We start from the raw sequence: 22961 nt of genomic DNA on the forward strand, positions 1-22961 counted from the left end.
GGCGCAACTGGGAGACTTACATCATGCTCGATCTCATCAATGTCAGTTACGACACGCAGATTCCCAACAACGTGAATCTGTCCTCGGACAAGCGCGTTCTGAAGGCGCTGGAAAAGTGGCACCCGGGCTATATCAACTGGTGGAACGACCTGATCCCCGACAATTTCCAGCAATCGCTGGTCTACCTGCGCACCGCCGTCAGCGTCGACCCGAAAGGCTGGGCCAAGTTTGACTACGTCAAGATGCCCGAATACCGCTGGGGCGTGCTGCTGGCCCCGCAGGTCGAAGACCGCAAGATCCCCTGCGGCGAACATGCCGGTCAGCCCGCGTGGCAGGAAGTGCCCGGCGAATACCGCAACATGATGAAGCGCCTGATCGTCATCCAGGGCGATACAGAGCCGGCTTCGGTCGAGCAACAGCGCTTCCTCGCGCTCACCGCGCCGTCGCTCTACGACATGCGCAATCTTTTCCAGGTGAACGTGGAAGAAGGCCGCCACCTGTGGGCGATGGTCTACCTGCTGCACAAGTATTTCGGCGCCGATGGCCGGGAAGAGGCCGACGACCTGCTGCGCCGGTCCTCGGGGTCCGAAGAGGCGCCGCGGATGCTCGGCGCGTTCAACGAGGAAACGCCCGACTGGCTGTCGTTCTTCATGTTCACCTACTTCACCGACCGCGACGGCAAGATGCAGCTGGAAAGCCTTGCGCAGTCGGGCTTCGACCCGCTGTCGCGCACCTGCCGCTTCATGCTGACCGAGGAAGCGCATCACATGTTCGTGGGTGAAACCGGCGTCGGCCGCACGATCGAGCGCACCTGCCAGGTGATGAAGGAAAACGGCATCGACGACCCCTATGACATCGACAAGATCCGCGCGCTGGGCGTGATCGACCTGCCGACCGTGCAGAAGAAGCTGAACCTGCACTACACGCTGTCGCTCGACCTCTTCGGTCAGGAAGTGTCGACCAACGCCGCCAATGCGTTCAACGCCGGCATCAAGGGTCGCTACCACGAGCACCGTATCGACGACGACCACAAGCTCGAGGGCGACACCTATACCGTGTGGGATTTCGAGAACGGGCAGGCGGTGCAGAAAGAGGTGCCGGCGCTGACCGCCATCAACATGCGCCTGCGCGACGACTACACCCGCGACGCTTCGGGCGGGATCGGCCGGTGGAACAAGATCATCGAGAAAGCCGGCGTCGATTTCAAGCTCAAGCTGCCGCATGAAAGCTTCAACCGCCAGATCGGCGTCTTCGCCGGGCACAACTTCAACCCCGAGGGCGAGATCGTGTCGGGCGCCGAGTATGACAAGGGCATGGCCGACTGGCTGCCGACCCATGCCGACGGCGACTTCATCCAGTCGCTGATGGAGCAGGTCACCGAGCCCGGCAAATACGCCGGCTGGATCGCCCCGCCGAAGGTCGGCATCGACAACAAGCCGGGCGACTTCGAATACGTCAAACTGCACATGGCGTAACCCGCCATAAGACCCCGGCCCCATTTGCGGGGCCGGGGCCCGCAACCCGAGGGAGGTCACCATGCAAATCAACCGTCATATCGGCCACAAGCCCAACATGAGCGTCCTGGGAGACGAACTGGCCTCCCTGCGCGGCAACTGCATCGGCTGTACGGGCTGCAAGGGGCCCTGCGCGGCGCTGCTCGAGGCGCTGGCCCTGCCGGGCTACGTGCTGAAAGGGGGAGAGGCGTGACCCAGCCGATCAAGCAACACCTGATCGACCCGGAAATCTGCATCCGCTGCTATACCTGCGAGATGACCTGCCCGATCGAGGCGATCACCCATGACGACAACAACGTCGTGGTCGACCCCGACAAGTGCGACTATTGCATGGCCTGCATCCCGGTCTGCCCCACCGGCAGCATCGACGAATGGCGCGTGGTCAAGGAGCCCTATTCGCTGGACGAGCAATTCTCGTGGGAGGAACTGCCCGAGCAGGAAGAGATCGAGGCGGCCGGCGCCGGCACCGGTGGTGATATCGAGGCGCTGGACGATGCGATGGCCGCCCTGCTGGCCGAGGCCCACAAGGGGGCCGGCGGCAAGTCGAAGGCGCCCGCCTCTGCGGCGAAGCCTACCGTCAACCTCTACAACCTCGCCAACCCGGTCGAGGCGACGGTGCAGGGCAATTACCAACTGACCCATGACGAAAGCGGCTCGGATGTCCGCCACATCATCCTGAATTTCGAGGGCAAGCCCTTCCCCGTGCTGGAGGGTCAGTCGATCGGCATCATCGCCCCCGGCGAGGACGCCGAGGGCAAGCCCCACCTGCCGCGGCTCTATTCCGTCTCGAGCCCGCGCGACGGCGAGCGGCCGAACTACAACAACGTCTCGCTCACCGTGAAGCGGGAGGAGCATGGCGTCTGTTCCAACTATGTCTGCGACCTCAAGACCGGCGACAAGGTCAAGGTCACCGGCCCCTTCGGCGCCACCTTCCTTCTGCCCGACGACCCCGAGGCGCGGCTTCTGCTGGTCTGCACCGGCACCGGCTCGGCGCCGATGCGGGCCTTCACCATGCGCCGCCAGCGCGCGGTGGGCGAGAAATCGGGCGGCATGACCATGTTCTTCGGTGCCCGCACGCCCGAAAGCCTTCCCTATTTCGGCCCCTTGCGGAAAGTGCCCGACACCCTTCTGCAAAAGCACCTCGTCTTCAGCCGCCTGCCCGACAAGCCGCTCGAATACGTGCAGGACAGGATGGCCAGGGAAGAAGAGGTCGTGGCCGACCTGCTGCAGGATCCGAAAACCCATATCTACATCTGCGGCCTGCGCGGGATGGAGGAAGGCGTCGAACACGCCTTCGCCAACATCGCCGAAAGCATCGGCCAGCCCTGGCACGACCTGCGCGACACCATGCGCGACGAAGGCCGCTATCACGTGGAGACCTATTAGCACGATGGAAGACCAGGGCGGGCCGGGCGACGCCGCTATCTACGAACACGAGATCCGCGTCACCTGGGCCGATTGCGACCCGGCGCGCATCGCCTATACCGGCCGCATCCCCAACTTCGCCCTCGACGCCATCAACGGCTGGTGGGAACATCACCTGGGCGATGGCTGGTTCCAGATGGAGATCGACCGCAACCTCGGCACGCCCTTCGTGTCGATGTCGCTTCAGTTCTCCTCGCCGATCACGCCCCGTCACCGGCTGATCTGCCGGGTCTGGCCCAACCGGCTGGGCGAAACCTCGATCGGTTTCCATGTCGAGGGGGTTCAGGACGGCACGCTCTGTTTCACCGGCGATTTCGTCAGTGTCTTCATAACCGCCGACGAATTCAGGAAATCTCCGCCGCCGCATGAAATTCGGGCACTTGTGCAGCGCCACCTTGTGCCTGCCTGACAGCCTCTGCTAACACCCTCTGATACGCGGCAGGCAGGTGGTCTGCGGGGCAACCTGCACCATATTGCCAACCTACAGGGTTGTTTTCGACCCGTTTTGCGGTAAAATTCTGCACTATATTTCTAAAAGGCGGGCAGCATGGCCGAGATCACCAATTTCCGGGGCGAAGTCGCGGCCAATGCGCCGAAGGACAGCCTCGACCTCGAGGTGGAAGACCTGATGCAGCGCGTCGGGATGCGTGTTCGCAAGGCGCGCGAGCTGAAGGGCGTGCCGCGGCGCGTGGTCTCGGAACGCTCTGGCGTCTCGCCTCGCTACCTGGCCCAGCTCGAGGCGGGCGAGGGGAACATCTCCATCGGGCTGTTGCAGCGCGTCGCCTCCGCCCTCGACCACCGGATCGAATGGTTCGTGGGCCAGGACGACCCCTGGACCTCCGACGCGCTGCGCATCGCCGATCTCTACCGCGCCGCCACCGCCGAGAAGCGGCAGGCCGCGATGGAGGCGCTCAGCACCCACAGCCCCGCCCAGCTGCGCGCCCGCCGCATCTGCCTGATCGGGCTGCGCGGCGCCGGCAAGTCGACGCTTGGCGCCATGGCGGGGCAGATGCTGCACACGCCCTTCCTCGAACTGAATATCGAGATCGAGGAACATGCCGGCATGCCCGTGGCCGAGGTCGTGGCGCTTTACGGCCAGGAAGGCTATCGCGAGCTTGAATCGCAGGCGCTCAGCCGCATCATCGCCACCCATGACACGGTGGTCCTTGCCGCCGCCGGCGGCATCGTCGCCGAGCCGGATACGTTCAAGACCCTTCTGGCCCATTTCCACACCATCTGGATCCAGGCCCGCCCCGAAGAGCACATGAGCCGTGTCCGCAACCAGGGTGACACGCGGCCCATGGCCGGCAACCCCGAGGCGATGGAACAGCTCCGCAGCATCCTGAAAAGCCGCGAAGCCCTTTATGAACAGGCCGAAGCGCAACTCGATACCACCGGCAAGGCGCTTCACGCCTCGGCCGAGGAACTGGTCGACCTGATCCGCGCCCGCGGCTTCCTCGACGAACCCCCGGCCTGAGGCCCGTGCCGCAGGGGGTTTGCCCCCGGCGGTCATCGTATTATGTCCTTTCCAGGCTGCTTGGAGGGGGCAGAAAGGGTCAGGCATGGTTGTCCATACGCGCCGGGAGGGGGCGACCGGGTATGTTGAGCTCGACACCCCGCCCGTCAACGCCATGGGGCACGAATTCCGGCAAGGTCTTCTGGACGCGGTCGACTGGGTCGAGGCAGAGGGATTGGAACGTGTCATCGTCTCCGGCCGGGGGCGGCTTTTCTCGGCCGGGGGTGATGCCCGCGAATTCGACGACATGCTGCCCGAGCCCAGCCTGCCCGACATCCTCAACCGAATCGAGCAGGGCCCGGTACCGTGGATCGCCGCGGCCCATGGCGCGGCGCTGGGCGGCGGGCTGGAGCTGATGCTCGCCTGCCGCTACCGCGTCGCCGCGCCGGGCACGCAGCTGGGCCTGCCCGAGGTGACGCTCGGCGTCGTGCCGGGCGCGGGCGGCACGCAGCGCCTGCCGCGTCTCGTCGGCCTCGAGCGGGCGCTCGCCCTGATCCCCACGGGCCGCGCCATTCCCGCCGAAGAGGCCCGCGCCATCGGCCTGATCGACGAGATCGACGCCGACCCGGTGGCGTTCGCCGAGCTGGCCAACCCCGAATGGCTGGCCATGAAGGTCCCGGTGAGCGAGCTCAACTCTGGCGAGCTTCCGGCCGAAACCTTCGAGGCCGCCCGCCGCGCCACCGCCGTAACCATGCCGGGCCAGACCGCCCCGCAGCGCGCCATCGACCTGATCGAGGCCTCGCAGCACATGCCCATCGAGGCCGGGCTGATCCAGGAACGCGCGGCCTTCCTCGAAACCCGCAGGTCGGCCCAGGCCAAGGCCCTGCGCCACGTCTTCTTTGCCGAACGCGCGGCCAGGCGGCCGGCGCGGATGACGCATGTCACCCCGCCCGGCGCCGGCCCCGTCGCCGTGATCGGCGGCGCCGCCACCGATACCGACATCGCCTATGCGCTCCTGCTGGCGGGGCTCGACGTGACGTTCATCGACCCCGATGCCGATGGCCTGGCCCGGGCCGCCGAAACCTTCGACCGCCATCTGGGCGGCGCCGTGTCCCGCGGGCTCATGTCCGAAGACAGGGCCGGCACGCTGCGCGCCGCGCTTACCCTCGGCACCGATCTTGCCACCGCCACCGCCCCCCTCGTGATCGAGGCGGTGCCCGAGCGGATGGAGGCGAAAACCGCCGTCTTCGCAGCGCTGCAAACCATCCTGCCGCCCGACGCCGTCCTCGCCACGACGACCGCCTGCCTCGACCTCGACGCCATGGCGCAGGCGCTCGACGACCCCACCCGCCTTGTCGGCCTGCATTTCAGCGCCCCGGCGCATGAAACGAAGCTGCTCGAGATCGTCCCGGGCGCCCGAACCTCCGACACCGCGCTGGCCATGGCGTTCCACCTCGCTGGGCGCCTGCGCAAGACGCCCGTCGTGTCGGGGCCGGGCGACGGCCTGATCTGCAACCGCCTCCTCGGCCGCTATGTCGAGGCGGCCGATACCGTGCTGATGGATGGCTCCACCCCGTGGGAGGTGGACGAGGCGATGGTCGAGTTCGGCTTCCCCACGGGCCCCTTCGAAGCGCAGGACCTCTCGGGCCTCGACCTGGCCCATGCCGCCCGCCGCCGTCAGGATGCCACCCGCGACCCGAACCGCCGCTACATCCCCGTGGCCGACCGCATGGTCGAGCTGGGTAAGCTCGGCCGCAAGACCGGGGCAGGGTGGTACCGTTACCCGGGCGGGGGCGGCAAGGTCGACGACCCGATCGTCGCCGACCTCGCGTTGGAGGAAGCGCGCTATGCCGGGGTCGAGCGCTGCGACTACAAACCGGAGGAGATCCGGCACAGGCTGCTGCTGGCCCTGATCAACGAAGCGGCCGATATCCTGTACGAGGGCATCGCCAGATCGGCCACCGATATCGACCTCGTCAGCATCTTCGGGCTCGGCTTTCCCCGCTGGCGCGGCGGGCTGATGTTCCACGCCGACACGCTGGGGCCGGGCAAGGTGCTGGAGGGGCTGAAAGAGCTGTCGAAGGAAGACCCGGTCGTGTGGAAACCCAGCCCGATGATCGAGGATTGTGCCGCCCGGGGGATTCGCTTCGGGAAATGGCGGCGGTGACAGCCCCCCGCGAGACAGTCCGAAAGGACTGGCGAGCCGCGCCGCCTAGCTTTTCCCCACCGCCTCGGCGATGGCCTGCAGGCACAGGATCGTCTCGGCCATGTAATCCTCGTCATAGCCCGACTCGTTCTCCAGAACGCTCAGGTAGGCGCAGGACAGCCCGCTTTCCGGATCGACCAGCAGGAACTGCCCGCCATAGCCGGCATGGCCGATCCAGCGGCCATTGCTCATCATCTGGTGGGCATAGCGCACGAAATCCCGCGGTACCGGCAGCGGTTTGCCCGCACCGCCGATCACCGCCTGCGTGAACCCGGCGTTCCACGCCATCCCCGGCGCCCCCGCCGCGACCCGCGCCAGCAGCAGCCCGACCCGCGCCAGGTCGGCCGCGCTCAGGCAGCCGCCCCCGGCAAAGGCCGGCAGCCCCTCGGGGCTGAGACTCATGTGCAGCGCACCCGCCACGCCCGCATCGTCGGCGATCTCTTCCACCAGCTTCGGCAGCGCGCCGGGCCGGCACCGGTCACAGATCAGCGTCAGCAGGTCGGTATTGGCCGAGCAGTAATTCACCGTGTCGGCATGGTTGCGCACGTCGTCGCCGGTCACCCCGGTCACGACATCCAGCATCGACACCTCCGGCGCGTCGCCCTCGGGCAGGCGCCAGCCAAGGGCGATCTCCTCGGTATAGCACTCGGCCTCGGGGTCATCGTAATCCTCGGAAAAGTCGTTCATGACATTCATGTCGAGCACGTCCTGCACCGTCGCGCCGCGATAGCCGCTGCCGATCTCGGGCAGGTAATGCTCGACCGGCCGGGCCGGGTCGAGCCAGCCCTCCGCCACCATCCGCCCCGCCACGAGATGCATCATCAGCTTCGTCACCGACTGGATCGAATGCGGCTGATCCTCGGGGAAATCCGCCGCATGACGGCTGAGCAACACCTCGCCCTGCCGCGCGCAGACCAGCCCGGAAAACGCTGGCCGACCGGTCAGCGTGGCCACCTCCGGCATCGCGGCAATCCCCGCATCCTCGGCGGGCGTCAGCACCACCGGCCGCCGCGCCCGCACCGTCAGCGCCCGGCGGAACAGCCGGTGCGCATTGTGAAACCCGTGCCGGCGATGCGCCGGCTGGTTCCACCTCTGCTTGTTGTCCGCCCCCACTGTCAGGTCGGGGTTCGGCACGCGGTCAGGTTCCCACATCATCCACCTGCATCAGAACATCCACCGCCAGCACGCCCTTTTCGTAGACGAAGAGCGGGTTGATCTCGATCTCCGCCACGGTCGCGCGATTGGTCACGGCATAATCGGCCAAACCCGACAGCGCCGCAACCAGCGCCGAGCGGTCGGCGGCGGGGCGCCCGCGGAACCCGTTCAGCAGCGCGGCCACCTTCAGCCGGTCGAGCGCCGCGGAAATCTCGGCATCCGTTGCGGGCAGCAGCAAGGACACCGTATCGCCCAGCAGCTCCACCAGAATGCCGCCGCTGCCCAGCGTCATCGCCAGCCCGAACTGCGCATCGCGCCTGATGCCCACCACCAGCTCGGCCAGCGGCGGCGGCGCCATGCTCTCGACAAGGAATGCATCGGTGACCACCGTCTCGCGGTAGGCGGCGACGGCCACCCGCATTTTCATCGCCGCTTCCAACAGCGTCTCGGCCGACCCGATCCCCAGCGCCACCGCCCCGGCTTCGGTCTTGTGCGCCAGCCCCGGCACCATCATCTTGAGCGCCACGGGAAAGCCGATCTCCTGCGCCGTCTCGGCCAGCGTGCCGGCCCGGGTGACCCGCCCCGTCGGCACCGGCAGCCCGGCATCCGCCAGCATCTCCTTGCCCTGCGCCTCGGTCACCAGCCTGACCGCGCCGCTGGCGCGCCCCGGCACAAGCGGCCCCGGCACCGCCGACAGGATCCGCGTTCGGGCCGCCTTCCACCAGGCCGCATCGCGGATCGCGTTCAGCGTCTCGTGCACCCCCTGCATCGGCGCGACCCCGCGCCTGATGAAGGCCTCGCGGATATGCGCCCCGATATTCTCGGGGATCGTCGCGCAGATCGCCGCAGGCAGCCCGGCCTCGCGCGCCGCCTCGGCAAAGGCCATCCCGTCGTTGAGATACAGCTCTTCCGTCTCGTCGAGCCCCGGCGCCGGGTAATCCTGCACCAGCAGCGTCGCCTGCGCCGGCACCCGCGCCAGCGCCTCGGCAAAGACCGGCTTTGTGTGATGCGCCTGCCCCCAGATCGGCGTGGTGTAATCGAGCGGGTTCGACACGGTGGCGATGGGCGGCAGCAGCTCGGTCAACGCCACGCGCGCCGCCGCGTCCGGCGCCGGATAGCGTAGCCCGATCGCCTCGCCATGATCGGCCAGCATCGTCGCCCCGCCGCCGGAGCAGGTGAAGCCCATCACCTCCGGCCCGTCGGGCGCGCCGGCCACGCAGAGGAACTTCACCGTCTCCAGCAATTGCGACGGGTTGGTCACGCTGATCACGCCCACCCGCTCGAACAGCGCCTCGTAAAGCTCCGCCGATCCGGCCAGAGAGCCGGTATGGCTGAGCGTCAGCGTCTCGCCGATGGCCGAGCGCCCGGTCTTCAGCGCCACGACAGGCGTGCCGGCCCGCAATGCCTTCAATGCCGCCTTCTCGAAGGCCGGAATGTCCGACAACCCCTCGATATGCAGCCCGATCGCCCGAACTTCCGGCCTGACGCACAGCAGGTCGACCAGTTCGGTCAGCCCCAGGTCGGCCTGGTTCCCGGCCGAGGCCATGTAGGCCAGCGGCAACGACCGCTGGCTCATCGTGATGTCCGAGGAAAACATCCCCGACTGCGTGATGATCGCCGCGCCATAGCCGGGGCAGAACCCGCCATGCGCAAAGGGCCACAGCGCCGAGTGGCCGACATAGTTGATCAGCCCGTAGCAATTCGGCCCGATCAGGACCATGTCGCCGATCGCCGCCTTCAACTGCTCTTCCAGCGCCCGCCCGGCCTCGTGCGCCTCTCCGAAGCCGGCGGTGTAGCAGACGATGCCGCCCGCCCCCATCCGGCCCAGCTCTGCCACCGTCTCGGGCACGAAGGGCGCGGGGATGGCCAGGAACACCGCATCCGGCGCCTCGGGCAGGTCGGCGATCGTGGCGACGCATGGAAGCCCCGCCAGCTTGTCGCGCCTGGGGTTCACCACCCACATTTCCCCGGCGAACCCGGCCCGCCGCGCCTCGCCGATGGCCACCGCCGCGTCGGCCCCGCCGACAAAGGCGATATGGCGCGGGTTCAGAAGCCGCTCAAAGTTCTGCCGCTTTCTCGGGGTCATGGGTCACGCACCCAGCGGCCGCAGGATCGACCGGGTGATGATGTGCCGCTGAATTTCGCTCGTGCCGTCCCAGATGCGCTCAAGCCGGCTGTCCCGCCACAGGCGCTGAATGGGCAGCTCTTCCATCAACCCCATGCCGCCGTGGATCTGCACCGCGTCATCGGCGATCCGGTTGAGCATCTCGGAACAATAGACCTTCACCATCGCCGCATCGGCATCCTCCATCGCGCCGCGCTCGGCCCGTTCCACCGCGTCCGCCACCATCAGGTCGGCCGCCCGCAGATTCATCGCGCCGTCGGCGAGGCGAAACCCCGTCGCCTGGAACCGCCCGATCGGCTGGCCGAACTGCTTCCGGCTGGCGGCCCATTCCGTCGCCATCTCCAGGATCCGCTCGGCCTTGCCGCAACAGCAGGCCCCGACCCAGATGCGCCCCATGCCAAGCCACTGGCCCGACAGCTCCAGCCCCTTGCCCTCTTCCCCGAGAATCTGCCCCGGCCCAAGCCGCACATCGTCGAAGGACAGCTGGTAGGTCTTGTAGCCGCGATAGCTGACGCATTTGTTTCCCTCGCGGCACTCGAAGCCCGGCGTGCCCACGTCGACAAGAAACGCCGTCACCCGCTTGCGCTTGCCGCGCTTCGTCTCGTCCTCGCCGGTGGCGGCAAAGACGATGGCGAAATCGGGCATGCAGGGGCCGGAGATGAAATGCTTCGAGCCGTTCAGGATCCAGTCGTCGCCGTCCTTGCGGGCATTCGTCTTCATCCCCATCACGTCCGACCCGGCCTCGGGCTCGGTCAGGCCGAACAGTTCGCGCTTCTCGCCGGTCACACAGGGCAGCAGGTATTTCTCGCGCTGGTCTCCTTCACAGGCCAGCAATATCTCTGTCGGCCGCGCCGCCCAGGCGTGCAGCGCGTGCGAGGTCTTGCCGTATTCCCGTTCGATCAGGTGCATCGCGTCATAGCCAAGGCCCCCGCCGCCCACCTCTTCCGGCAGGTTGCAGGCATAAAGCCCCAGCTCCTTGGCCTTCGCTTCGATCTGGCGGCCCAGCTCCTCGGGCACCTCGCCGGTGCTGTCGACCCTCTCTTCATGGGGGAACATCTCGGCTTCCATGAAGCTCTTCACGGTCTTCAATAGCAGCTCGTTTTCATGGCTCACGTGAAAGTTCATGGGTTCATTCCTCTGCAACAGCCATCTGTGCGCGGCGCCGCGCCATGAGGGCGTAAATGACGAAGGCCAGAAGCGTGACGCCGATCAGCACGACGGCTGCGGCCGCCACGGTCGGGTCGGTGTTCTCGCGGATGCCGTTCCACATCCGCCGGGGCAGGGTGTAGACGGTGAATTTCGAGATGAAGAGCGTGACGACGATCTCGTCCCAGCTCAGGATGAAGGCAAACAGCGCCCCGGCCACCACGCCGGGCTTGATCGACGGCAGGATCACCCGCCGCATCGTTACCCACGACGGCGCGCCAAGGCTGCGGCTGGCCTGTTCGAGCTTGGGGTCGAAATTGGCAAGGCTCGCGCTGACGGTGATCAGCACCAGCGGCGTCGCCAGAACCGTATGGGCGAGGATCAGGCCCGGGTAGCTGTCGATCAGCCCCATCGGCACCAGCAGACGATAGAACACCATGGCCGAGATGATCTGCGGGATGATGAGCGGCAGCAGCAGGAAGGCGCGCACCACTTCGGTGTAGCGCGACGTGACCCGCCACAGGCCGATGGCGCAGAGCGTGCCGAGCGTCGTGGCCAGAACGGCGGTACTCGCCGCAATGATCCCGCTTTGGGCAAAGCTCGACAGCCATTCCGGGCTGGTGAACAGGTTTTCGAAATGCCTTAGCGAATACTCGCCCCTGGGCATCGACAGGAACCGCTTCGGCGTCAGCGACACCGGAATGGCAATCAGCGCCGGCAGCACCAGGAACAACAGCGCCAGCCATGCGCCCACCCGGTTCAGCTTGGCAAACAGCCCCGGCCTCATCGCGTGGCCCCTCCGCCGAAGACGGCCGAAAGCTGCATGAAGCGCGACATCACCCACAGCAGCCCCAGCACCCCGATCAGCATCAGCGTGCCCAGCATTGCCGCGGTGCCCCATTTCAGCGTCACCAGAAGCTGCACGCTGATATATTCCGCCACCATCAGCACCTTGCCCCCGCCCAGGATCGCGGGCGTCACGTAAAACCCAAGGCTCAGGATGAAGACCAGCAGGGACGAGGCCACGAGGCCGGGAATGGTCAGCGGCAGGTAGATCCGCCGGAAGGTCTGGACCCCGTTGGCGCCAAGGTTGCGCGAGGCGGCCATGACGCGCGGGTCGAGCGTCTGCATGTTCGCCATCAGCGGCAGCACGGCATAGGGCACCATGTAATGCACCATCCCGATCAGCACGCCCAGCTCGTTGCGCATGAACCGCACGGGCCGGTCGATCAGGCCGATCGCCTCCATCCCGTTGTTCACTAGGCCATTATGACCCAGCAGCATCAGCCACGCGAAGGTGCGCACCAGCACCGAGATCCAGAAGCTGATCAGCAAGAGCGTCAGCATGATGTTCTGGTTCTTCTGGTGCGCATGCACCATCGCGTAGGCCAGGCAATAACCGATCGCCACGCTGAAGACGGTGGTGATCGCGCAGGTGCGGAAGGTCGTCCAAAGGATGCGCGCCATGGCATCCGACGTGACCAGCTCCTCGTAATTTCCAAGCCCCGGCTCGGGGTCGGTCACGCTCAGCCAGAGAATATTGGCAAGCGGTCCGAGGTAGAACGCCACCACCACGAGGAAGAAGGGCGCAACCAGAAGCCATCCGGGGCTGATATGTCGTGTCAGTGCCTGCATCCTGCGGTGTCCGGGCGTGTCCTGTGACCCCGGGGGCATCACCTGCCCCGAGCTTATGGAAAATTGGCCCGCCCGAAAGGGCCGGGCGGGCCGGTTCGGCCTAGCTGATCGCTTCGAGGAAGGCGTTCACCGCCTCGCTGCCATTCTCGCCCCACCAGACCGGATCGTTATAGACGATCTTGTCGATGTTCTGCTCGGACGTGATGGCATAGGGCTGCTGCTCTTCCGGGATCTCCGAGAACGCCTCGGGGTTCGAGGGCGTCATGCCGAGACAGTCGAGGATCATCAGCTGCGACGGCACTTCCTGCGCGGTGGCGATGAACTGCATCACCGCCTCGCGCCCCGCCGGGTTGCCCTTGGGCACGATATACGCGCCGGGCATCGCCATCGCCTGGTTGTTCACCAGCTTGTAGCGGCCCTCGGTATCCTCCTCGATGCTCTTGCCGCGGTTCTGCCAGATGATCGCCATCGACGCCTCGCCGCTGATGCACATCGAATGCACCTCGGACCCCGAGCCCCAATAGATGCTGTCATCCTTGATCGACTTCACCTTGTTGAGCGCCCGCTCCATGTCGAGCGGGTAAAGCTCGTCACCGGCCACCCCGTCGGCCATCAACGCCCCTTCCAGCGACCCGTTCGCCCACTTGTAAAGCGCCCGCGTGCCGGGGAAGTTTTCCGTGTCGAAGAAATCCGCCCAGTCCTTCGGCGGATTGTCCCCGTAAACCTCGGTGTCATAGACGAAGGCATAGCCGTAAAGGATGATCGACACCCCGTATTCCAGCGCATATTGCGGCAGGGTCCTGTCCTTGCTGACGATATCGTAATCGATCGGCTCAAGATGCCCCGTCGGCCCAAGCGACACGGCGTTGAACAGGTCGGCATCGCAGACATCCGCCGTCACGTTGCCGCTGTCGACCATCTCGCGGATCTTGCCTTCCAGCGGGCCCGACGTGTCGAACTTCATCCCCATCCCGGTCTTTTCCTCGAAGGGCTCACCGATGGCCGAGCCGTGGCATTCCTCGGAAATCCCGCCCCAGTTCCACATCACGATATGATCGGCGGCGGCCTTGGCATCGCCGGCCATCACCGCCGACATCGCCACGCCCGACGCGCCGCAGAGCGCGAGGAAGGTGCGCCGGTCCAACCGGCCGTCCTTGTAGGCATGGGCGCTCTGAAGAAGCGTCTCCTTCATGAATTGCTTGTCTTGCATCTCAAGTCTCTCCTTGTTGGTGGCGGGCCTCTCCGGCCCTTATGTTGCGGCGCTTTCCCCTTGCGCCGTTTCGGGTCTTCAACTCTCGTCCAGCCGCACGGCGGCATGATCGGCCCAGCCCAGGTCGACAGCCTGCCCTTCGCGCAGCTCATGCGGATTGCGCCAGGCATCGACATCCACCTCGATGGCGTCGCGGCCCTCGACCGCGACCATGTATTTTCGCATCGCGCCGAAATAGGTGATGTCGCGGATCGTGCCCGTCAGCCGTGCCGCGCCGTTGATCTGGCCGGCGGGCGCAAGGTCGATCTTCTCGGGGCGCAGCGCATAGGTGCCATCATCCAGCGTCAGGAAATTGCTCTTCCCAAGGAACCCGGCGGCGAACCGCGTTCGCGGCTTCTCGTACAACTCCGTCGGCGTGCCCAGCTGCTCGATCCGTCCGTTCTGCATGATCACGATCCGGTCGGACATCGACAGCGCTTCTTCCTGGTCATGCGTCACGTAGATGAAGGTGGTGCCGACCCGCTTGTGGATGTCCTTCAGCTGGTCCTGCACCTCGATCCGCAGCTTCTTGTCGAGCGCGCCCAACGGCTCGTCCAGCAGCAGTACCGGCGGTGCGAAACACAAGGCGCGCGCCAGCGCCACCCGCTGTTGCTGCCCGCCCGACAATTGCCCGGGCTTGCGGTGGCCGAACTCCTGCAACTGCACCAGCTCCAGCATCTCGTCGACCCGCGCCTCGATCTCCGCCTTGGGTCGCCCGCGCACATCCAGCGCATAGCCCACGTTCTGCCGCACGGTCATATGCGGAAACAAGGCATAGCCCTGGAACACCATCCCGAAATTGCGCTTCTCTGCCGGGACCGACTTGATCGACGCGCCATCCAGAAGGATGTCCCCCGCCGAGATATCCAGGAATCCCGCGATCATCATCAGAAGCGTCGTCTTGCCCGACCCCGACGGCCCCAGCAGCGTCAGGAACTCGCCGCGCTGTATCTCAAGGTCGATATCGTCCACCGCCACGAACCCGCCGAAACGCTTGGTCAGCCCGGTCAGGCTCAGCCCACCTTTGGCGGCCTCGGCCATCAATCGGCCCCTCTCAGCTTGAGCTTGTTGCGCGCCTCCTGCGGGGTGACCACGCGGCCGCCCATCCGCTCGATGATCTCGACCGCGCGGCTCACAAGCTGCCCGTTCGTGGCCAGCACGCCGCGATCGAGATAGATGTTGTCTTCCAGCCCCACGCGCACGTTGCCGCCCATCGCCACGGCGGCGGCCAGCATCGGCATCTGCATCCGGGATATCCCGAAACTGGCCCAGCTTGCCCCCGCCGGAAGCTGCGCCTTCATCGCCGCCATCGTCTCGACCGTCGCATCGGCGCCCCACGGAATGCCAAGGCAAAGCTGGAACATCGGCGGATCGGCGATCAGCCCCTCGGCCACCATCTGCTTGGCGAACCGGATATGGCCAAGGTCGAACACCTCGAGCTCGGGCTTCACGCCCCACTCCTGCACCAGCCCGGCCATGCGCCGCAGGGTGGGCGGTGTCGAAATATAGATATCGTCGGTGTCGGAAAAATTCAGCGTCCCGCAATCGAGCGAGCAGATCTCGGGCATACAGGCCTTCACATGCGCCAGCCGCTCCTCGGGCCCGATCATGTCGGTGCCGGGGCCGGGCATCGCCGGGTCGTCGGCCGAGGGCGACCAGTCGCCCCCCATCCCGGCGGTCAGGTTGATCACCACGTCGGTCTCGCTGTCGCGCACCAGCGCGACGGCTTCCTCGAAAAGCGCCACATCGCGCGAGCCCTTGCCTGTCTCCGGGTCACGGACATGCAGGTGCGCGATGGCCGCCCCGGCCTTCGCGGCCTCGATCGCGGCATCGGCCACCTGGCGCGGCGTGACCGGCACGTGGGGGCTCTTGCCCGTGGTATCTCCGGCGCCCGTGACAGCGCAGGTAAGGACGACTTCGAAATTCATGTGCGCTCCCTGTTTTTTCCAAGTTTGCGGCCGGGCAGCGCAAATAGTGTCGATTATTCGCCGGATTCGCGGTATGCGTGGCGAAATTCTTCACCTTGCGCGACGCGGAGCGCGCCATGTCATCCGACCCAGACCCGAAGGAATCCGCCTCCAGCCCGGGGCGAATCGCGTGCGTGCTGCTGCCGCGCTTCAACATGATGGGATTGGTCAGCCTGCTCGAGCCGGCGCGAATCGCCAACTACCTGTCCACCGCGCCGCTCTACGGCCACGACTTCCACGCCGTACACCCAGGCGAGGTGACCGCCAGCAACGGGATGACCCTCACCTGCGGCCCCCTGCCCGAGAAACTCACCCGCGACGATCTCGTCATCGTCGCCGGAAGCTGGGGCGCCGAGCACTACGCCGATGCCGCGCTCATCTCGTGGCTCAGGCGGCAGGCGCGGATGGGTATCCGCCTCTGCGCCGTCGAGATGGCGCCCTACGTCTTCGCCCGTGCCGGCCTTCTCGCCGGGCGGCAGGCGACGACCCACTGGTCCTACCTCGCCGGGTTTCAGGAGAAGTTTCCCGACGTCCTCGCCGCCGAACAGCTTTTCACCATCGACGGCAAGATCATGACCTGCGCCGGCTCCAGCTCGGCCACCGACCTGATGCTGCACCTCATCCGCGCCGATCACGGCGCCGGGCTGGTGGGCGAGATTTCCGACAACATCATGCATCACCCGGTGCGCCCCGCAAACGCCCCCCAGCGCAAGACGCTGGGCCGGGGCACCGAAAGCCTGCCGCCCGGCGTGGCGGCGGCCATCGACCTGATCGAGGCCAATATCTCCGAACCGCTGGCGGTGCCGGATATCGCCCGGCAGGTCGGCATCTCCCAGCGTCAGCTGGAACGCCAGTTCAACCAGGCGATGGGCTGTTCGGTGGTGCAGTTCGGCCTGCTCTTGCGGCTCCAGCACGCCCGCGTGCTGCTCATCTCCACCGATCTGGGCGTGCGCGAAATCTCCGCGGCCTCGGGCTTCAACTCGCTCTCGCATTTCGCCTACGCGTTCCGGAAGTGCTTCGGCCGCCGCCCCAGCGAATACCGCCAGGCCTGGCCCGAGCAGGAAGACGCGCCAACCTGGCCCGGCACGCTGTCGAAATACCTCGACACGTTCCAGGTGAACCGCCGAATGCGCACCTGAAACCGGCGAGGCCGTCCGCTAGGACGGACGAGCGCACCGACGCAATACCGACAAAATACCGACGTTATACCGACGTTGGGTTCCGGCCCCGTCAGCCGTCCCTTACCGCCTTCAGAACCGCCACGATCTTGCGGTCCCGTTCGGCTGCCATATCGCGGAAATGCCGATCCCCGGCCATGGCGTTGCACCCGTCAACCATCTGATCTCTCAACTCTTTCGTCAGCTCCGGCGCCTCCAGCCTTGTCCACGGCCACTTCAGCGCCGGCCCGAACTGATCCAGGTTCGTGGCCATCCCGCCTTCACCACAAGCCACGTGAAACGCCATGCACTGCCCCTGCACCGCCATCCGCGGCGCCGGCCCGTTTTTCAAAGCGATATCAATGTCTTCCGGCGTGGCCTCGCCATTCGCAACCATGTGCAGCGCCTCCCGCCACAGGGCCTCCTGCAACCGCGTCGCCACGAACCCCGGCACCTCCTTCTTCATCACCAAGGGCGCCTTCCCGGCCACCTCGTAAAACGCCGCGGCCCAGTCGACCGCCGCCTTATCCGTCTGTTTTCCACCGATAATCTCGACCAGCGGCAACAGGTAAGGCGGGTTGAACGGATGCCCGATCACGCAGCGCCCCGGCGTCTCACACTCCGCGGCAATCTCCGTCATCGTCAGGCCGGAGGTCGACGACCCGATCACCACATCCGCCGGCACGATCTCTCCCAACCGCTTGTAAAGCGCCTGCTTGATCTCCAATCGTTCTGGCCCGCTTTCCTGAATGAATCCAACACCTTCGACGGCCTCGGCCAAATCGCTTGTCACCGTCAGCCGATCCATCGACGCCCCCAGCGCCAGCCCCAGGCCGGTCAGGCTCACCCACCCGGTCTCGACCACCGCCATCAGCGCGTCCCGCTCCGCCGGGTCGTGGATATAGGCGTTCACGTCATACCCGCGCGCCAGGAAATGCGCGGTCCAGCCGCCGCCAATGGGTCCGGCCCCAAGGCTCGCCACGCGGTTTACGTCAGACGGATCCCGATACATGCGTCATTCCCCTTTGAAATCAGGTTCGCGCTTCTCGACAAAGGCCGCCACTCCCTCCTTGGCGTCCTCCGATTTCAGCATCTTCCGATAGACCGGCAGCCCGTCGCCCCGCATCTTGGCAAAGGCCTCTTCCAGCGGCACGCATTCGATGGCGCGCTGCACCTCCTTCACGCTCTGCATGGCCAGCGGGGCCGACCACGCGATGCTCGCGGCCCATTCCCGCGCAGCATCCATAAGCTCTTCTTTCGGAACGACTTTGTTGACCAGCCCGTACTGCGCCGCCTCCGCCGCCGTCATCCGCCGGCCCAGCAGGAACATCTCCATCGCGATGTTATGCGGAATGCGCCGCGGCAGGCGTTGCAGCGCCCCGGCATCCGGCACGATCCCCAGCGGCATTTCCGGCAACCCGAACTCCACGTGATCGGCCGCGATCAGCAGATCGCACGCCATCGCCATCTCGAACCCGCCGCCGATGGCCAGCCCGTTGATCGCCGCGATCACCGGTTTGTTCAGCACCCAATTCTCGGTCAGCCCGGTGAAGCCGCCAAAGCCGTAATCATCGGTCTCCCACCAGTTGTCGAGCTGCATCTCGCCCGCGTTCAGCGCCTTCAGATCCCACCCGGCGGAAAAGATCTTCTCGCCGCCCCCGGTCAGGATCGCACAGCGCAATTCCTTGTCCTCGTGCAATTCCCGGAACGCCTCCGCCAGCGCCTGTGACGTCGCGACGTCGATGGCATTCACCTTCCCACGCTCCAGCGTGACCTCAAGCACATGGCCGTCGCGAACGACCTTAACCCCTTCAGACATAACAATTTCTCCCTAGTTGAAGGCTGGCATGACCTCGTCGCGGAAAAGCTTCATCGAGCGTTTCTGCGCATCGAGGTCCAGCCCCATCGAGGCGTAGTAGACAAAGGCGTCGACGCCCAAGGCCTCGTAGCGTTTCAGTTTTTCGATCACGGTATCGGGCGAACCGAAGAGCAGGTTTTCCTCCAGCATCGCGGGGTCGTATTGCTCCCGGCCCGCCAGTTCCTCCAGCGGGATCTGCTTCGGAAAGCCGTTCACCACGTCGCCCGCGTTGCGGAACAGGTTCTCGAACTGCCCCAGAACCAGCCGGATGGCATCGAGCGCGTTCTGCCGGTCGGCGTCATTGTCGTAAACGGCGGCATGGCGCATCATCGCGAAGGTCGGGCGAAAGCCGTTATCGGCCTTGGCAATCGCCTCGTCGAGCCGCTGTTTGTAAAGCTCGGCCTCCGCGAAGGGCCGGGTCAGCGGCCAGCACAGGATATGGCACTTTTCTCGCATCGCGTAGTCGTAGGTGATGGGCGAGCGCGCGGCGACCCAGACGGGCACCTCCTCCTGCAGCGGTTTGGGGCAGGAGGTCGAGGCGGGGAACTTCCAGAACTCGCCGTCATGTTCGTAATCGCCCTGCCACAACGCCCGGACGGCGGGCAGCATCTCCTGCATGTGCTGCCACGCATCCGACTGCTTGAGGCCCGGCTGCATCCGGTCGAATTCCCGCTGGTATGCGCCCGAACCGATGCCGAATTCGAGCCGCCCGTTGCTGATCAGGTCGAGAAACGCCGCCTCGCCCGCCAGCTTGATCGGGTGCCAGTAGGCGGCCGTGGCCACGGCGGTGCCAAGGCGGATTTTATCCGTATGCTCGGCCCACCAGGTAAGGATCTGGAAAGGGTTTGGCGCTATGGTCATCTCCAGAGCGTGGTGCTCGGCGGCCCAGACAATCTCGAACCCGCCTTGTTCGGCCATCTGCACCATCTCGAGCGTGTGGTTGCGCACCACCCGCATGTCCGCGCTGTCGTTCATCCGCTCGAGGTTGATCGCCAGTTGAAATTTCATCGCCGTGCCTCCCCTCAGCGCATCACGAACGGGTTGGCCATCGGCGCATCCGACGTGTTCATCCACACGGTCTTGGGCCGTGTATAATCGTACATCGCCTGGAACCCGCTTTCCCGGCCATAGCCCGACCCCTTGATCCCGCCGAACTCGGCTATCGGAGAGACGACCCGATACGTGTTGACCCAGACGATGCCGGCACGCACCGCATCGGCCATGCGCAACGACCGGGCGCTGTCGCGGGTAAAGATCCCGGCCGCCAACCCATGTTCGGTATCGTTGGCAAGCGCGACGACCTCGTCCTCGGTCCTGAAGGTCTGCACGCACAGGACCGGGCCGAACAGCTCGGTGTCGACGATGCGTAGGCCCTGGCTGGGGCAGGAGACGATGGTGGGCTCAAAATAGAGCCCGTCGAATCCGTCCGGCCGTTTACCACCTGTTAAGATTTTCGCGCCTTCCTCGACCGCGAAGGCCAGCTCGCTCTCGATCCGGTCGCGCTGTCCGGTGGTGCAAAGCGGGCCCATCTGGGTCTCGTCGGCCAGCGGGTCGCCGATCTTGATCTCCTTCGCCTGCGCCACCATCCGGTCGAGGAATTCGTCCGCGATATCCTCATGCAGGTAGAGCCGCGAGCCCGCCACACAGCTTTGCCCCGTCGCCCCGAAAATCCCGGCTATCGAGGCGTTGACCGCGCTTTCGATATTGGCGTCCTCGAAGACGATGAAGGGCGACTTGCCCCCCAGCTCGAGGCTCACCTCGGCGAAGTTGTTCTTCGTGTTTTCAAGCACATGCCTTGCCGCCCCCGGGCCGCCGGTAAAGCTCACCCGCGCCACCAGCTTGTGCCCGGTCAGCGCCCGGCCGCACGGCTCGCCATGACCGGTGACGATGTTGACCACGCCGGGCGGAAAGCCCGCCTCCTCGATCAGTTTGCCGAACTCCAGCATCGCCGCCGAGGCATGTTCCGACGCCTTCAGCACCACGGTGTTCCCCGCCGCCAGCGCCGGACCGATCTTCACCGCCACGAGGAAAAGCTGCGAGTTCCACGGCACCACCGCCGCCACCACGCCCAGCGGCTCGCGCTTGGTGAAGACGAAGAGGTCCGGCTTGTCGATGGGCAGCGTCTCGCCGCTGATCTTGTCGGCGCAGCCGGCGAAGAACTGGAAGAACTCGGCGATATACGTTGCCTGCCACTTTGTTTCCTTGAGCATCTTGCCGGTGTCGATTGTCTCGGTCCGGCCCAGTTCCTCCGACCGGTCGGCCAGCAATTCCGCCAGCTTGCGCAGGCATTTGCCCCGCTGCGTCGGCGTCATCTTCGACCACGGGCCATTCAGGAACGCCTCATGCGCCGCCCGCACCGCGCGGTCGACATCGGCCTCCGTCGCCTCGGGAACGCGCGACCAAACCTCGCCCGTCGCCGGGTTCGTGCTGTCGAACGTGCCCCCGTCGGAGGCATCCACCCATTCCCCGTCAATTAGCATCTGGTACGCCCGGATATCCGCCATCTGTCGTCCTCCGTGTTGGATTTGATTCCCATTGTTGGGCGATGCGCGGCCGAGATATGCGAATTATCGACACCGCGTGGCGAAAATTGCCGAGTACCCTCGGGGTATCGCGGCCTAGGCTCCCGAAAACGGAGGGACGCATGCCGAAATTGCCGGACGGGACAGCATGGGAACGCCATGGCAAACAGGGCGCGCCGACGGTCGTTCTGATCCACGGATTCGGCCTGAACCGGGCGGTGTGGCAGTGGATGATCCCGGCGCTGGCAGACGCCTATGACGTGATCGCCTATGACCTTTACGGGCATGGCGAAACTGCCCCGCCGCCTGAGAAACCGTCGCTTTCGTTGTTCTCGCGGCAACTGAACGATGTGCTCGATGCCAGCGGGCTGGAGAGCGCCGCCGTGGCCGGGTTTTCGCTGGGTGGCATGGTTTCCCGTCGCTTCGCGATGGATCATCCCGAACGGTGTCGCGCGCTGGTGATCCTGCATTCCCAGCACCTGCGCAGCCCCGAGGCCCAGACCGCCATCGAGGCCCGCGTCGTTCAGGCCGAAAAGGAAGGGCCGGAGGCGACGGTCGACGCCGCGCTGGAGCGGTGGTTCACGGATGCCTACCGAGCGCGAAACCCGGAAATGATGGCGCTGGTGCGCGGCTGGGTCGTGTCGAACGACAAGGCCGTCTATCCCGCCATCTACAGCGTGCTCGCGAAGGGCGTCACCGAGATCGCCAACCCGGAACCGCCCCTGCGCCTGCCCGCGCTGGTCCTCACCGCCGACGAGGATTTCGGCAACGGCCCCGACATGACTCGCGCCATCGCCGCCGAGATCGACGGCGGCGAGGCGCTGATCCTTCCCGGCCTGCGCCACATGGCGCTTGCAGAAGACCCCGACGCCGTCAACGCCCCCGTGCGCGCCTTCCTCGACCGCGTCCTGACCCCATGAATGGAGCCCCTGACATGATCCCCGAACTCAGAAAAGTCGTCACCTTCGACGAGGATATCCACACCGAGGGCGGCCGCCCGGTCGACCCGGTGCTGCGCCTGATCGGGGTTGCGGCGGTGGTCAGGAACCCCTGGGCCGGGCAGGGCTATGTCGAGGATCTCAAGCCCGAAATCCGCCGCATCGCCCCGCCGCTGGGCAAGCTGCTGACCGACCGGCTGATCGCGCTGGCGGGTTCGGGCGACGCGATCGAGGCCTATGGCAAAGCCTGCATCGCCGGCACCGATTGCGAGTGGGAACATGCGTCTGCGCTGATCCATACGCTGCATTACGGCAATTTCTACCGCGAGGCGGTGGGCGCGAAAAGCTATCTCGGCTTCACCAACACGCGCGGCCCGGCGAACACGCAGATCCAGATCCCGCTGATGGACAAGCACGACACCGGCCGCCGTTCGCATTACCTGACGGTGCAGTTCTCGATCTACGATGCGCCCGCCGATGACGAGGTGGTCGTGGCGCTGGGTGCCGCCACCGGCGGGCGGCCGCATCACCGCATCGGCGACCGCTATTCCGACCTGGCCGAGCTGGGCCGCGACGTGGATAACCCCACCGGAACCTGAGCCCCGTTC

General features: G+C 66.0%; 21 protein-coding genes. 9 read left to right on the forward strand and 12 right to left on the reverse strand.

Annotated features, from left to right (window positions below):
* Window positions 1-23 precede the first annotated feature (23 nt).
* The 6 genes from boxB (at window position 24) to RIdsm_RS03125 (ending at window position 6562) form a co-directional block, all read left to right on the forward strand.
* A complete protein-coding gene (gene boxB, locus RIdsm_RS03105; RefSeq protein WP_057820711.1) occupies window positions 24-1475 on the forward strand; it encodes a benzoyl-CoA 2,3-epoxidase subunit BoxB in 1452 nt (483 codons plus the stop codon).
* A gap of 61 nt (window positions 1476-1536) precedes the next feature.
* Window positions 1537-1707 carry a hypothetical protein gene (locus RIdsm_RS30015; protein WP_160325897.1) on the forward strand — a complete coding sequence of 57 codons (171 nt, stop codon included), beginning with the start codon at window positions 1537-1539 and terminating at the stop codon, window positions 1705-1707.
* Complete coding sequence (gene boxA / locus RIdsm_RS03110; RefSeq protein WP_057820713.1) at window positions 1704-2900, forward strand: benzoyl-CoA 2,3-epoxidase subunit BoxA; 1197 nt, start codon at window positions 1704-1706, stop codon at window positions 2898-2900. Before RIdsm_RS30015 ends, boxA begins: the two co-directional genes overlap by 4 nt.
* 4 nt (window positions 2901-2904) lie before the next feature.
* Complete coding sequence (locus RIdsm_RS03115; protein ID WP_057820714.1) at window positions 2905-3348, forward strand: acyl-CoA thioesterase; 444 nt, start codon at window positions 2905-2907, stop codon at window positions 3346-3348.
* A 138-nt stretch (window positions 3349-3486) separates the two neighbouring features.
* Window positions 3487-4416 (forward strand): helix-turn-helix transcriptional regulator, encoded by a 930-nt coding sequence (locus RIdsm_RS03120; RefSeq protein WP_057820716.1) that lies wholly within the window; start codon window positions 3487-3489, stop codon window positions 4414-4416.
* Window positions 4417-4501: 85 nt separating this feature from the next.
* Complete coding sequence (locus RIdsm_RS03125; protein ID WP_057820718.1) at window positions 4502-6562, forward strand: 3-hydroxyacyl-CoA dehydrogenase NAD-binding domain-containing protein; 2061 nt, start codon at window positions 4502-4504, stop codon at window positions 6560-6562.
* A gap of 45 nt (window positions 6563-6607) precedes the next feature.
* On the opposite strand, the gene RIdsm_RS03130 is transcribed toward RIdsm_RS03125, so the two are convergent.
* The 8 genes from RIdsm_RS03130 to RIdsm_RS03165 form a co-directional block, all read right to left on the reverse strand.
* Window positions 6608-7753 carry a serine hydrolase gene (locus tag RIdsm_RS03130; RefSeq protein WP_057820720.1) on the reverse strand — a complete coding sequence of 382 codons (1146 nt, stop codon included), beginning with the start codon at window positions 7751-7753 and terminating at the stop codon, window positions 6608-6610.
* Window positions 7740-9842: an acetate--CoA ligase family protein gene (locus tag RIdsm_RS03135; protein ID WP_057820722.1), complete on the reverse strand. Its 2103-nt coding sequence runs from the start codon at window positions 9840-9842 to the stop codon at window positions 7740-7742. The genes RIdsm_RS03130 and RIdsm_RS03135 overlap by 14 nt, the downstream gene beginning before the upstream one ends.
* A 3-nt stretch (window positions 9843-9845) precedes the next feature.
* Window positions 9846-11006 (reverse strand): acyl-CoA dehydrogenase family protein, encoded by a 1161-nt coding sequence (locus tag RIdsm_RS03140; RefSeq protein WP_057820724.1) that lies wholly within the window; start codon window positions 11004-11006, stop codon window positions 9846-9848.
* Window positions 11007-11010: 4 nt separating this feature from the next.
* Window positions 11011-11814 carry an ABC transporter permease gene (locus RIdsm_RS03145; protein WP_057820726.1) on the reverse strand — a complete coding sequence of 268 codons (804 nt, stop codon included), beginning with the start codon at window positions 11812-11814 and terminating at the stop codon, window positions 11011-11013.
* Window positions 11811-12662 carry an ABC transporter permease gene (locus RIdsm_RS03150; RefSeq protein ID WP_057820728.1) on the reverse strand — a complete coding sequence of 284 codons (852 nt, stop codon included), beginning with the start codon at window positions 12660-12662 and terminating at the stop codon, window positions 11811-11813. The genes RIdsm_RS03145 and RIdsm_RS03150 overlap by 4 nt, the downstream gene beginning before the upstream one ends.
* A gap of 100 nt (window positions 12663-12762) precedes the next feature.
* Entirely contained in the window at window positions 12763-13872 is a 1110-nt protein-coding gene (locus RIdsm_RS03155) for an extracellular solute-binding protein (protein ID WP_057820730.1), read from the reverse strand.
* Window positions 13873-13950: 78 nt separating this feature from the next.
* Window positions 13951-14952 (reverse strand): ABC transporter ATP-binding protein, encoded by a 1002-nt coding sequence (locus RIdsm_RS03160; RefSeq protein WP_057820732.1) that lies wholly within the window; start codon window positions 14950-14952, stop codon window positions 13951-13953.
* Window positions 14952-15839, reverse strand: coding sequence for a beta-keto acid cleavage family enzyme (locus tag RIdsm_RS03165; RefSeq protein WP_057820734.1), 888 nt, complete (start codon window positions 15837-15839; stop codon window positions 14952-14954). The genes RIdsm_RS03160 and RIdsm_RS03165 overlap by 1 nt, the downstream gene beginning before the upstream one ends.
* Before the next feature lie 116 nt (window positions 15840-15955).
* On the opposite strand from RIdsm_RS03165, the gene RIdsm_RS03170 reads away from it, so the two are divergent.
* Window positions 15956-17017: a GlxA family transcriptional regulator gene (locus RIdsm_RS03170; protein WP_057820810.1), complete on the forward strand. Its 1062-nt coding sequence runs from the start codon at window positions 15956-15958 to the stop codon at window positions 17015-17017.
* 91 nt (window positions 17018-17108) lie between these two features.
* Here RIdsm_RS03170 and RIdsm_RS03175 read toward each other — a convergent pair whose 3' ends face one another.
* The 4 genes from RIdsm_RS03175 to RIdsm_RS03190 are packed head-to-tail and all read right to left on the reverse strand — an operon-like array spanning window position 17109 to window position 21397.
* Window positions 17109-18047 carry a 3-hydroxyacyl-CoA dehydrogenase NAD-binding domain-containing protein gene (locus RIdsm_RS03175; RefSeq protein WP_057820736.1) on the reverse strand — a complete coding sequence of 313 codons (939 nt, stop codon included), beginning with the start codon at window positions 18045-18047 and terminating at the stop codon, window positions 17109-17111.
* 3 nt (window positions 18048-18050) lie between these two features.
* Window positions 18051-18854, reverse strand: a complete 804-nt coding sequence (locus RIdsm_RS03180) for a carnitinyl-CoA dehydratase (RefSeq protein ID WP_057820738.1) — start codon at window positions 18852-18854, stop codon at window positions 18051-18053.
* A gap of 12 nt (window positions 18855-18866) precedes the next feature.
* The gene (locus tag RIdsm_RS03185; RefSeq protein WP_057820741.1) at window positions 18867-19901 is read right to left on the reverse strand and encodes an LLM class flavin-dependent oxidoreductase; all 1035 of its coding nucleotides are present in this window, start codon (window positions 19899-19901) and stop codon (window positions 18867-18869) included.
* A 14-nt stretch (window positions 19902-19915) separates the two neighbouring features.
* Entirely contained in the window at window positions 19916-21397 is a 1482-nt protein-coding gene (locus RIdsm_RS03190) for an aldehyde dehydrogenase (protein WP_057820743.1), read from the reverse strand.
* Window positions 21398-21537: 140 nt separating this feature from the next.
* Here RIdsm_RS03190 and RIdsm_RS03195 point away from each other — a divergent pair, with 140 nt between their 5' ends.
* The gene (locus tag RIdsm_RS03195) at window positions 21538-22335 is read left to right on the forward strand and encodes an alpha/beta fold hydrolase (RefSeq protein ID WP_057820745.1); all 798 of its coding nucleotides are present in this window, start codon (window positions 21538-21540) and stop codon (window positions 22333-22335) included.
* Between the two features lie 14 nt (window positions 22336-22349).
* Window positions 22350-22952 carry an amino acid synthesis family protein gene (locus tag RIdsm_RS03200; protein ID WP_057820747.1) on the forward strand — a complete coding sequence of 201 codons (603 nt, stop codon included), beginning with the start codon at window positions 22350-22352 and terminating at the stop codon, window positions 22950-22952.
* The last annotated feature ends 9 nt before the right edge of the window (window positions 22953-22961 follow it).

Source organism: Roseovarius indicus (assembly GCF_008728195.1).
GTDB classification, from domain to species: domain Bacteria; phylum Pseudomonadota; class Alphaproteobacteria; order Rhodobacterales; family Rhodobacteraceae; genus Roseovarius; species Roseovarius indicus.